10 protein-coding genes are annotated in these 11,737 nt (G+C 72.3%); 3 read left to right on the top strand and 7 right to left on the bottom strand.

Features of this window, described 5'->3' with window-relative positions; translation table 11 throughout:
• A complete protein-coding gene (locus K330_RS18445) occupies nt 1–420 on the bottom strand; it encodes a winged helix-turn-helix transcriptional regulator (protein ID WP_022920110.1) in 420 nt (139 codons plus the stop codon).
• Nucleotides 421–524: 104 nt separating this feature from the next.
• On the opposite strand from K330_RS18445, the gene K330_RS0101610 reads away from it, so the two are divergent.
• Complete coding sequence (locus K330_RS0101610; protein ID WP_169448449.1) at nt 525–1,418, top strand: S1C family serine protease; 894 nt, start codon at nt 525–527, stop codon at nt 1,416–1,418.
• A gap of 35 nt (nt 1,419–1,453) precedes the next feature.
• A complete protein-coding gene (locus tag K330_RS0101605; RefSeq protein WP_029202194.1) occupies nt 1,454–1,942 on the top strand; it encodes a mycothiol transferase in 489 nt (162 codons plus the stop codon).
• A 6-nt stretch (nt 1,943–1,948) separates the two neighbouring features.
• On the opposite strand, the gene K330_RS0101600 is transcribed toward K330_RS0101605, so the two are convergent.
• Both K330_RS0101600 and K330_RS0101595 read right to left on the bottom strand, forming a co-directional pair.
• Nucleotides 1,949–3,235: a serpin family protein gene (locus K330_RS0101600; protein ID WP_202804483.1), complete on the bottom strand. Its 1,287-nt coding sequence runs from the start codon at nt 3,233–3,235 to the stop codon at nt 1,949–1,951.
• A 53-nt stretch (nt 3,236–3,288) separates the two neighbouring features.
• Complete coding sequence (locus K330_RS0101595; RefSeq protein ID WP_022920106.1) at nt 3,289–7,137, bottom strand: replicative DNA helicase; 3,849 nt, start codon at nt 7,135–7,137, stop codon at nt 3,289–3,291.
• 342 nt (nt 7,138–7,479) lie between these two features.
• Here K330_RS0101595 and K330_RS0101590 point away from each other — a divergent pair, with 342 nt between their 5' ends.
• A complete protein-coding gene (locus K330_RS0101590; RefSeq protein WP_022920105.1) occupies nt 7,480–8,787 on the top strand; it encodes an MATE family efflux transporter in 1,308 nt (435 codons plus the stop codon).
• 109 nt (nt 8,788–8,896) lie between these two features.
• On the opposite strand, the gene mnhG is transcribed toward K330_RS0101590, so the two are convergent.
• The 4 genes from mnhG to K330_RS0101570 are packed head-to-tail and all read right to left on the bottom strand — an operon-like array spanning nt 8,897 to nt 11,725.
• A complete protein-coding gene (gene mnhG / locus K330_RS0101585; protein WP_022920104.1) occupies nt 8,897–9,280 on the bottom strand; it encodes a monovalent cation/H(+) antiporter subunit G in 384 nt (127 codons plus the stop codon).
• Complete coding sequence (locus K330_RS0101580) at nt 9,277–9,570, bottom strand: monovalent cation/H+ antiporter complex subunit F (protein ID WP_022920103.1); 294 nt, start codon at nt 9,568–9,570, stop codon at nt 9,277–9,279. Before K330_RS0101580 ends, mnhG begins: the two co-directional genes overlap by 4 nt.
• Nucleotides 9,567–10,196: a Na+/H+ antiporter subunit E gene (locus tag K330_RS18440; RefSeq protein ID WP_022920102.1), complete on the bottom strand. Its 630-nt coding sequence runs from the start codon at nt 10,194–10,196 to the stop codon at nt 9,567–9,569. Before K330_RS18440 ends, K330_RS0101580 begins: the two co-directional genes overlap by 4 nt.
• A complete protein-coding gene (locus K330_RS0101570) occupies nt 10,193–11,725 on the bottom strand; it encodes a Na+/H+ antiporter subunit D (RefSeq protein ID WP_040657602.1) in 1,533 nt (510 codons plus the stop codon). Before K330_RS0101570 ends, K330_RS18440 begins: the two co-directional genes overlap by 4 nt.
• Nucleotides 11,726–11,737 lie beyond the last annotated feature (12 nt).

The following is an 11,737-nucleotide window of genomic DNA, read 5'->3' as shown; positions in this document are numbered from 1 at the left end:
TCAGCACCACACGTCGGCGGTGACCTCGTCCCCGGCGACCGCGCGGTCGCACGTCGGGCACCACGGCCGGGTCCGCACCACCGACCCGCACGCGCCGTGCGTCATCCCTCCCGGACGGCCCTCGCGCACGGCGCCCCACTCCGCGAGCGCGACCACCGCCCCGGCCAGCCGGGCCCCCTCCTCGGTGAGGGCGTAGCGCATCCGCACCGGCCGGTGCTGGTAGGGCACGGCCGTGACCACACCCTCCCCGGCCAGCGCCCGCAGGCGGGAGGAGAGGACGTTGGGGGCGATGCCCTCCACCTGCGCCGCCAGCGCGGAGAACGTCCGCTCGCCCTCCAGCAGCGCCGCGACGATCCGCAGGCTCCACCGGTCACCGATCCTGCTGACCGCGCCGTCGAGCGAGCCGGGGTCGATCGTCATACCGGCATCGTAGGCGGAAGTCACTTGCAATGTGCAAGTGACCGTGCTGCGATGGGTCTGTGCAGTGCTCGCCGAGCACTCGCGACACGTGACGGGTGATGAGCATGGACGTGCTGCAGGCGCTGGAGGACACGGCCCGGACGACGCTGGAGCGCGTCGGGCCGTCGGTGGTCTCGATCGGGCGGTCCGGCCGGGGCACCGGCTACGTCGTGGGTGAGGGTCGCGTCCTGACCAACGCCCACAACCTGCGCGACCGCACCACCCAGGTCGGCTTCACCGACGGCAGACGGGTGCAGGGCAACGTCGTCGGCAGCGACCTCGACGGCGACCTGGTCGTGCTCGACGTCGACACCGGGGACGCCCCGGCCCTGGTGTGGGGCGCCGATGCCGCCCGCACGGGTGACGTCGTCCTGTCGGTGACCGCGGGCGGGCACCTGCTGCGCGTCACCTGGGGCCAGGTCACCGGGGTCGAGCGCGGCTTCCGCGGGCCCCGCGGTCGTCCCGTCCACGGGGCGCTCGAGCACACCGCACCGGCCGCGCGCGGGTCCTCCGGCGCGCCGCTCCTCGACCGCGCCGGCGGCGTCGTCGGCGTGAGCACCCACCGTCTCGAGCACGGCTTCTACCTGGCCAGGGCCGCGGACGCCGCGCTCCAGGAGGCGGTCGCGGGTATGCAGCAGGGCCGGCGCCTGGAGCCGGTGCGCCTCGGGGTCGCGCTGGCCCCGAGCGACGTGGCGCGCCGGTTGCGCCAGGCGGTCGGGCTCGCGGACCGCGAGGGGGTCCTGGTCAGGACGGTCGTCGACGGTTCGCCCGCCGACGCCGCCGGCCTGGCGGTCGGTGACCTGCTGGTGGGCGCCGGCGGGCGCGCACTGCATACCCCCGACGACCTGATCGCGGTCCTGGACGGTCTGCGCCCCGGGGACGAGCTGCGGATCGAGGTGATCCGCGGCGAGAGCCCGACCGAGGTCACGGTCCGCTTCGAGGCCGACGACGGTTCCTGAACCCTCGTGCGACCCGCCTGCCGTACGGTGCGGGGATGACGACGCCCGAACGCCGCATGCTGCAGGCCCACCTGCGGGCCGGGCGCGACCACGTCCTGGCCGCCGTCGAGGGCCTGGGCGAGGCGGACCTGACCCGCACGGTCGCCCCCTCGGGCTGGTCCGTGGCCCGGCTGCTCAACCACCTCACGCACGACGTCGAGATCTTCTGGGGGTGCGCCGTCGTGGGCGGGGACGAGGAGGCGCGCGGCCTGCTCCAGGACGGGTGGGCCGTCCCCGTCACCTCCGGCGCGGAGACGGTGGAGCGCTACCGGGCGTGGTCCGGGCGCACCGACCGCGTGCTCGCCACAACCGACCTCGACGCACCGCCCCGGTGGTGGCCGCCGGCCGACCTCTTTCCCTTCCCGCCGTTCGGCACCGCCCGGCAGGGCGTCTTCCGGCTGCTGGTGGAGACCGCCACGCACGCGGGCCACCTCGACATGGCCCGTGAGGGCATCGACGGCCGCCAGCACCTGGTGGTCGGGTAGCGGCGCCTACTCCTCCTCGCCGCGGGGGTCGGCGACGTTGGCGAGGAACAGGGGCCACCCGGTCTGCCGGTCGGCGACGCGGACCAGGTAGGGGCGGTCGACGACGACCTCCAGCGGGGGCTCGATCGGGGCGGAGCCGGCCATCCCCATCTCGGTCACCGCAGCGGCGACGGTGCCGTCCTCGTCGATGACGAGGACCCCCTGCTGCACCGCCTGGCTGACCAGGAGCGGCTGGTCGCTGATGCCGGAGAAGCCGCCACGCAGGGCCGAGGGCGCGCTCTCCTCCAGCAGGCCGAGCAGGTCGAGGCTCGAGCTGCCGTCGACGGTGGGCATGCGCAGCAGCAGGGTCGTGTGCTCGGGCTCGTCCAGCCCCGAGAGGATCCGGGACAGGAGCGTGGTGTCCAGGTCGGCGGGCAGGGTGCCGTGCGGCGGCAGGAGGACCTCGGCGGCCAGCCGCCCACCCGTGTAGGGCAGGCGCACCGCCTGCCACCCGTCCACCTCGGCGTAGGCGGTCTCGCGGGGCTCGCCGGTGCTCATCATGTCTACCTCCACCTCCTCCCCGGAGCTCAGCGTGAACGGCGCCGGGTGGGTCAGCTCCGCCAGGAAGGGCTGCTCCCAGCGGGCGGCCAGCACGACGGCGTCCTGCAGGGCGAGCTGCAGCTCGGGACCGGGGACGATGGCGGAGCGAGGCACCAGACCTCCGGTGTGCTCCTTCACCCACGCGTCGAGCACCGCCCTGGCGTCGTCACTGCCCAGGTCGGTGGTCTGGGCCGGGGCGTCGTAGGAGCGGGCGAGGGCGTCGACGAACGTCTGCCGCACCGTCAGCGCGTCGTCCAGGACCAGCCGGCTCGCGCGGTGCACGACCGGGTCGGCGGGCAGCTCGTCCTCAGCGACCACGGACGGGTCGCCGTCCAGGTCGGCGAGCGAGGTGGTCAGCGCGTTGACCCCCTTGCCCCGGTCGGGCCCGGCCGCGCCGACGAGCGTCTCCAGCTCTGCCAGCGTCGCGCCGTCCGCACCCTCGGCGAGCATCGACAGCGTGACCTGGAGGCTCGCGGGCGAGGTGACCGTCGTCTCCGCTCCCCCGAGCGCGAGCATCTGCAGGCCCAGGGCGTCGGCGGCGGCGACCAGGTCGGGCAGGGCCACGGCGTCGGAGGGGCTCACCGTCTCCCGGTCCACGTCACTGGTCAGCTGCGCGGCCGCCGGCGCCGGCCGGTCGCCGCACGCGGCGAGCCCCGCCAGGGAGCACATGGCGACCGCCGCCCAACCGGCGAGGGTCCTGGTGCGAGACCGCATACCCGGCACACTAGACGGGACCGGGACACCGCCGCCGGAGCCCGGGTGTCGGTCTAGAAGTTGCTCGCCATGTTGGTGAAGCGGCTGTAGTGGCCCTGGAAGGCCACGACGACGGTGTCGGTCGGGCCGTTGCGGTGCTTGGCCACGATGACGTCGGCCTCGCCCTCCCGGGGCGACTCCCGCTCGTAGAGGGACTCGCGGTGCAGCAGGATGACGACGTCGGCGTCCTGCTCGATCGAGTTGTGCACCGCGATGCCGTTGGCGATGAAGTTGTGGTGACCGAGCACCGTGGCGTCGTAGACCTCCTCGACGCCGTCCAGCTCGACGCTAGCGACCTCGTCCCAGAAGACGTCGTTCACGGCGAACAGCTCGAGCTCGGCGCTGTCGAGGACCGCCGCGACCCGTGCCAGGCGCTCACGCGTCGGCGCGCTCTTGTAGAGCGCGCTGCCGCTGTAGGACACGCCGAGGCCCTCCTGGAACTGGCGGGTCGTCATGCCCTGCTCGGCCATGACCCGACGGACGTCGCCCCAGACCTCGGTGGGGACCGTGTCGACGTTGGTGCTGGCCTGGCGGTCGCGGATGACGTGGAGCAGCTGCGCCGCCGAGGCCGACCGGCCGCCGAACACCCCGATCTCCTGCAGGAACCGGCGCTGGCTGTCGCTGCCGGAGATGTCCAGGGTGTAGCCGTCGCGGTAACCAGCCTTGCGCACCGTCCGGATCCGGGTGCTGATGCCGAACCTCAGCAGCAGGCGGGACACGTCGTCGATCAGCTGCCGGCTCGTCGAGGCGTAGTAGACGCGTCCGCCCGTCTGCGCCTTGTTGACGGTGACCGAGCCGTCGGTCGCCCACAGGTGGCGCAGGAAGAGCGCGATCTGCCGCTTGGAGGCACGGAACACGCGCTCGGGGACGAGCTTCTCGTGGCTGCGCAGCCCGAACACACCCAGGTCGTCCAGCCACTCCGCGATGGGGTTGCGGCGGCCGCGCGCAAGGCGGTAGGGCGAGCGCAGGCGCAGCGTCGTGCACCGGGCCGCGGGGTCGTCGTCCCGCACCGCCATCACACCGAACGACAGCGCGGCGGTGGTCACCGCGCGCAGGTTCTCCTCGTCGACCGAGGCGTAGCGCAGGGGCTGGCGCGGCAGCATGGACCCGTCACCGAGCAGGTGGGCCAGCAGGACGAGGTGGTTGTCGTCCTCCCAGGGATCGTGCACCTCCGGCGCCGGCACGTGCCGCGGCACCGCGACACGGTCCCCGGTCCGCAGGTCACCCAGCTGCTTCCAGCCGTCGTAGGTGAGGAAGGGGTGGTTCTCGGTCGCCCGGATCGTCTTGCCCGAGGTCAGGGTCAGGCGGAAGACCGGACGGGTCCCGGTGGGAAAGACGTGCGTGAGGTGACGGCGGACGTAGCGCAGGGACTCGTCGAGGGACCACACCGGCACGTCGGTCGCGCCCGTGGCGTGCAGCTCGCGCATGGTCACCTCGGCACCGGTGTCCGCGCGCAAGACCCGGGTGTCGGCGGTGAGGCAGCCGGACTCGCGAAGGTCGCTCATCTGCGGCTTCTTGTCCGTGCGCTGCTCAGGCCCACGGTTCAGCTGCGAGAGCGCGATCAGCGGCACCTCCAGCTCCTTGGCCAGCAGCTTGAGCGCACGGCTGAATTCCGCCACCTCCTGCTGGCGTGACTCCACGCGCTTGCCCGAGCTCATCAGCTGCAGGTAGTCGACGATGACGAGCTTGAGGTCGTTGCGCTGCTTGAGCCGTCGGCACTTGGCCCGGATCTCCATGAGCGACATGTTGGGCGAGTCGTCGATGAACAGCGGGGCGTCGTGGATGCGGCCCTGCGTCTCGGCCAGGCGGGTCCAGTCGCGGTCGCGCATGTTGCCCTTGCGCATGTTCTGCAGCGGGATCTCCGACTCGGCGGAGAGCAGACGCATGGTGATCTCGGTGCGGCTCATCTCCAGGGAGAAGACGACGCTGGGCATCCGCGCCTTGATCGCCGCCGCGCGGGCGATGTCTAGGGCGAAGGTCGAGTTGTGGGTCGGGATCATCGACCGCCCGGCCAGGTAGAGGTGGTCGGGGCTAGTGACCTGCACGCACCGGACCGGCGTGGACGGGACGGGACGCACGGCGGTGATGAACCGCGAGTTCCTGCGCTGCAACGACCGCTGCCGCAGTCGTTTGTGCAGCAAGTTCTTGCGCTCCAGACGGAAGATGTCCTCGTCTGCGGAAAACGTGAGGGTGTAAGCCACCGATGTGTCGGTGCTTCGCCCGCGGACCACCTTGCGGCTACGCCCACAGCGGTAGCCCAGACCCACGATGAGCTCGTAGACGTCGTCCGCCAGGCGACGCGATGTCGTCGTGAACTGCGGACAACCACCGGCCGTGACGGTGCCGTCCGTGTCGAGGAGCCCCGAGAGCAGCGCGCGCCGCTGGGTCTCGTCGGCACGCTGGTAGGAGGCAGGGATGTGCTTACTCCCCAGGACACCCACCTTGCGCAGCAGCGCCTTGACCGAACCATGATCGTGGAAACAGGACTGGCATCGACGTCCCCCGCTCGAGGGTCCTCCGCAGTCGACGCACGTCGCTATCGACGGCTCACCCAGACCGCGCGACCGCCCACCACACTTTCGCCCGCAAGTCTTGACCTGGGACGTTTGCGGGATGAATGTCGTGCCGCAAACCACGCAGTCCCGCTCGGCGATCTGTTCCTTGGGAAGGGTCAAGGAGTAGAGCATCCCCCCCATCGGCCGCACATGCAGACCCTCGCCCTCCAGCAGCATGACCATCTCTGGGTCGGCGGAGGTCAGACGCGCGCCGGCCGTCTCACCATCACCCAGCCATGCGCCCAGCACGTAGGGGGACAGAGGAAGGTCGGCGGGCGGCAGAGAGAGTGGCTGTGTGAGGGCGACACTGTGATTCAGCCTGCGGTCCGCCGTGTCACAACGAAGCGTGTTGCGAATGTCGACGGTGCTTCGTGCCGAACTCTCTCCATCGCGCAGGCCGCGGCGTTCCGCCCGCGTGCTCGTCTGCCACAGGTGCTCGGCATCAGCGACGATCGTCGAGCCGTCGGAGAACTCGACCTCGAAGCAGGGACGCCCTTCCATCACCTCGGTCGCTGCCACCACGGTGGTCGGCCGACCGTCGGCCCCAAGCAGCTCGTCACCCACCGCGACGTCGCCCATCGTTGTCCAGCCGGTGGGTGTGGGCAGGGGCGTTTCGAGGGCAAGAGCCTTGCCCACGGCCGGCCTGGCCGCCACGATGATCATCTGCCCCGGGTGCAGGCCGTTGGTCAGCTCGTCGAGCTCGGTGAAGCCGGTCGGGACGCCGACCATGTCCCCCGAGGACGACGCGTTGTGCTCGATCTCGTCGGTCGTCGGCTGGATCAGGTCGCCGAGGGCGTGGTAGTCCTCACCCCCGCGGCGGTCGGCGACCGCGAACACCTCGGCCTGGGCGGCGTTGACGATCTCCTCGACGTCTCCCCCGCCGTAGCCGATCTGCACGATCTTGGTGCCGGCCTCCACGAGGCGGCGCAGGATGGCCCGCTCGGCGACGATCTCGGCGTAGTAGGCGGCGTTGGCCGCGGTCGGCACCTGGGCGATGAGCTGGTGCAGGTATGCCGTGCCGCCCACCCGGGCCAGGTCGCCGCGCTTGGTCAGCTCGTCGGCGACGGTGATCGCGTCGACCGGCTCGCCGCGCGAGAACAGGTCGATGACCGCGTCGTAGATCCGCTCGTGGGCCGGGCGGTAGAAGTCCGGCGCCTTGACGATCTCCGAGCACTCGCCGATGGCATCCTTGGACAGCAGCATCGCGCCGATCGCGCTCTGCTCGGCGGCGACGTCCTGAGGGGGGAGACGGTCCTCCGCGGGGCTCTCCGAGGCCCCGTAGGCCTGCTCCAGCTCGCTCAGCGACATACGCCCTCCCGCTCCTCGTCCGACCGTGCGAGCAGTCCAGCACCGCCCACTGACACACGAGCTCGCCCGCCGGTCATCAGGTCACCGTAGGGCGTGCCCCGACCCCCACCAAACGGGCCTGTGGACAACATGTGGACCAGGTGTGGAGAGACCGTGGACGACGCGCCGCGCGGGCGCCCCGCGGCTGTGGACAGCCGCTGTGGACCACCAGATAGTTCGCGCGCAAAACCATGGCTGACCTGCGGAGACGCAACACACAGGCTGTGGACGAAAACTCGTCTGCCAGACTCCTCCCTCGTGAGCCACTCCGATCCCTCCCCGTCGCAGGAGCCCGTCCGGGGCATGCGTCGCGAGGTGCTCCGGCTGGCCGTCCCCGCCTTCCTGGCCCTCGTCGCCGAGCCCTTGTTCCTGCTCGCCGACTCCGCGATCGTCGGCTACCTGGGCACCGCCTCCCTCGCCGGCCTGGGCGTGGCCAGCGGGGTGCTGCTCACCGCCGTCAACATCTTCGTCTTCCTCGCCTACGGCACGACGGCAGTGGTCGCCCGCCGCCTGGGCGCCGGCGACCAGCGGGGCGCCCTCGGCGCGGGGGTCGACGGCCTGTGGCTCTCGCTCGTCCTCGGCCTGCTCGCCGCCCTGGTGATCGCGGTCTGGGCCGAGCCCCTCGTCACGCTGTTCGGCGCCACGCCCGACGCGACGGCCGAGGCGGTGACCTACCTGCGGGTCTCGACGCTCGGCATACCCCCGATGCTCATGGTCCTGGCCGCCACCGGCGTCCTGCGCGGCATGCTCGACACCCGCACGCCGCTGGTCGTGGCCACGGTCGGCTTCTCCGTCAACGCGGCACTGTCGCTCCTGCTGGTCCACGGGGTGGGGTGGGGCATCGCCGGCGCCGCGTGGGGCACGGTCGTGGCCCAGACCGGCATGGCCGTCGCCCTGGTGGCCGTGGTCGTGCGGGGCGCCCGGCACCTGGGTGCGCCGCTGGGCTTCACCGCCGGCGGGGTGCTGCGCGCCGCCGTGGACGGGGTGCCGCTGCTCGTGCGCACGCTCGCGCTGCGCGCCGTGATGCTGCTGACGGTCTGGGTCGCCGCCGGCCTGGGCGAGCCGGAGCTGGCGGCCCACCAGGTCGCGATGACGGTATGGAGCGCGCTGGCCTTCGCCCTCGACGCGCTCGCGATCGCCGCCCAGGCGCTGACGGGCCGCTCCCTGGGCGCCGGCGACGTCGAGGGCACCCGGGCCGTCACCTGGATGATGGTCCGCTGGAGCGTGTGGTTCGGGGTGGCCCTCGCGGTGCTCATCGTCGCCCTCCACCGCGTCATCCCTCTCGGCTTCAGCAGCGACGAGCAGGTGCGGGCCGCCCTGGCCGCGGCCCTGCTGGTGGTCGCGGTCGGGCAGCCGGTGGCCGGCGTCGCGTTCATCCTCGACGGGGTGCTCATCGGGGCCGGGGACGCACGCTGGCTGGCCGTCGCCCAGACCGTCTTCCTCCTCGCCTACCTGCCGATGGTGCTCGGTGTCTGGGGCTCCGGCGCCGAGGGTGTGGCCGGCCTGGTCTGGCTGTGGGTCGCCTTCACCGGCTACATGGCCGTGCGGTCGGCCGGGCTGGTGTGGCGGGCCCGCGGTGACGCGTGGATGGTCACGGGCGCCGCGCGCTGAGCGGCGCCATCGCCCTCGTGCGGTCGACCCCGCCCGTGCGCGACCGACATCGCCCAGGTGGGCGATGTCGACCGCCGAAGGGCGACCACGTGGTGCCCCGCGACCCGGCTCAGGGCCGTTCCGGCTGCTCCGCCACGGGCTGCTCCGCCCCCGGCTGCAGGCGCCGGGCACGGCTGCCCAGGTGGATGTCGGCCAGCTCCACCTGGCCGGTGCGGAAGCCGGCGCGGCCGACCATGTGCGCGCCGGCGGGGATCGTCAGCAGCTGGAAGACCCCGATGAGCACCAGCATCCCCACGTCGAGACCGGAGCGGGTGCGCAGCCCCACCCCGACGATGACGAGCAGCACGCCCAGCACCTGCGGCTTGGTGCCCGCGTGCATCCGGGTCAGCAGGTCGGGGAAGCGCAGCAGGCCGATCCCGGCGACGAGGCACAGCGCGGCCCCCAGCAGCAGGAACACCAGGCCCGCGACGTCGGCGACGGTCGTCCAGGTCATCGGGGTGCCTCCGGGTCGCGGTCGCGGGCGACGAACCTGGCCACCGCCACCGAGCCCATGAAGCCCACCAGCGACAGCGAGATGAGCAGCGGGAGGGTGGAGGAGCCGTCGGTCAGCGCCGCCTGCGCGCCCAGGGAGCAGACGACGATCGAGACGAGCACGTCGGAGCCGACGACCCGGTCGAGCACGCTCGGGCCGATGGTGATGCGGATGAGGGCCAGCAGGGCCGACACGGCCAGCAGCCCGCCGATCGCCCAGGCGAGCACGCTCTCGAGCAGGTCCAGGGTCATGCGTCCTCCTCGGCCACGACGTCGTGCGCGGCCCGCCGCAGACCGCGCGGCTCGTCGGGCTGCACCTGCGCCAGCGCCGGCACCGCGGGCCGGCGGCGCGGGTCGAGCACGGATTTGGGGTCGGGGTGGAAGGCGCGCAGGACCCGGGCCTCCTGCGCCAGGACGCGTCGACGCACCGTCTGCGCCTGCCGCAGCGTCGTGACGTCGAGGGCGTGCAGGGTGAGCAGGCGCTTGTGCGGCTCGAGGTCGATGACCACGGTGCCGGGCACGAGGGCGACCATCTCGGCCGTGATCGTCTGCAGCAGCTCCTCGTCACCGGCCAGCTCGATGTCCATGACCGCCCCGCGGGTCGTCGGGCCCCGGGCGACCGCGAGCCAGGACACCTCGAGGGAGGCCTTGACCAGGTCCCACAGGAACCGGGCGAAGAGCAGCACGGTGGCGGCCGGTCGCACGACGAAGCGCACCCGCACGCGCGGCAGCGGGAAGAGCAGCAGCACGACGACCGCCACGAGCACGCCGCCCACCAGGGTCAGCGGCGTCGGCGCACCCCACAGCAGCACCCACACCGCCGTCAGCCAGACGACCGAGCCCCAGGCGACCCGTCGCCGGGAGAAGCGAGGATTCACAGCGACACCCCCGCCCCGAGCACCGCGTCCAGGTAGGGCTGGCGCATCATCAGGTCCACGGCGGCCCGCGTGGTGACGTCGTAGAGCGGGCCGGCCAGGACGCTCAGCCCCACGGTGACGGCGACGAGGGCGGAGGTGGGCACGAGCACGCCCAGCCCCAGCGCCTCGTGGTGGCCGCCCCGGACCGGGCCGCTGCCGGTGACCCCCTCAGGGTTCTCCGACCAGAAGGCGCGCCCCCAGACCCGCGCGACGGCATACAGGGTGAGCAGTGAGGTCACCACCGAACCGACCACCACGGTCAGCGCCAGCCAGCTGCCGTCGTCGACGCCGGCCTGGAGCAGCCCGACCTTGCCCAGGAAGCCGGTGAAGGGCGGGATGCCGCCCAGGTTCATCGCGGGGATGAAGAAGAGGATGCCCACGACCGGCGAGATCCGGGCCAGGTCGCCCAGGCGACCGGTGTCGCTGGAGCCGCCGACGCGCTCGATGAGGCCCGTCACGAGGAACAGCGTGGTCTGGATGAGGATGTGGTGCACGACGTAGAAGATCGCCGCCGCCAGGCCGATCGTGCTGCCCACGGCGATCCCGAAGAGCATGTAGCCGATGTGGCTGACGAGGGTGAAGGACAGCATCCGCTTGATGTCGTCCTGGACGACCGCGCCGAGGATGCCCACGACCATCGTCAGCAGCGCCGCCCACAGGAGCAGGTCCTCGAAGCGGGACGTGGGGAAGAGCAGGGTCTGCACGCGGATGATGGCGTAGATGCCGACCTTGGTGAGCAGGCCTGCGAACACCGCGGTGATGGGCGCCGGCGCGGTGGGGTAGGAGTCGGGCAGCCACCCGGACATCGGGAAGACGGCCGCCTTGACCGCGAAGCCGATGAGCAGCATGAGCTGCAGGACCGCGACCGTGCCGCCGGGCAGGTCGCCGATCCGCTGGGCCAGCAGCGCCAGGTTGATGGTGCCGGTGGCGGAGTAGACCAGGCTGATCGCGATGAGGAAGATCAGCGAGGACAGCAGCGAGACCAGCACGTAGGTGGTGCCGGCGCGGACCCGTTCTGCGGTGCCACCGAGGGTGAGCAGCACGAAGCTGGCGGCCAGCAGCATCTCGAAGCCGACGTAGATGTGGAACAGGTCCCCGGAGATGAACGTCGTGGTCACCCCGGCGGCGAGCACGAGGATCGAGGGGTGGAAGACGGGCAGGGGCGAGTGCCCGTCGCTCTCGTCGTCGAAGGAGCTGCGCCCCTGGCCGATCGAGTAGCCCAGGACCCCCATCGTGACCGTCGTCGAGACGATGACCATCAGGGCGGCGAGCCGGTCGACCACCAGCACGATGCCCTCCCACGGCATCCACCCGCCCACGTAGACGACCTGCGCACCCTCCTGGTCGGCGGCCCAGAGCAGCACGCCGGCGAGGACGAGCATCGAGCCGAGCACCGTCATGCTGACGACGCGCTGGACCCAGGTGCGGCCGGCCGCCGCCAGCGCCAGACCCGCGCCGACGAGCGGCAGGACGACGAGCAGCGGCACCATCCAGGCGTATGG

The organism is Ornithinimicrobium pekingense DSM 21552 (assembly GCF_000421185.1).
Lineage (GTDB): Bacteria > Actinomycetota > Actinomycetes > Actinomycetales > Dermatophilaceae > Ornithinicoccus > Ornithinicoccus pekingensis.
Note: the sequence above shows the minus strand (reverse complement) of the source record. Positions and strands in the feature narration are given on the sequence as shown.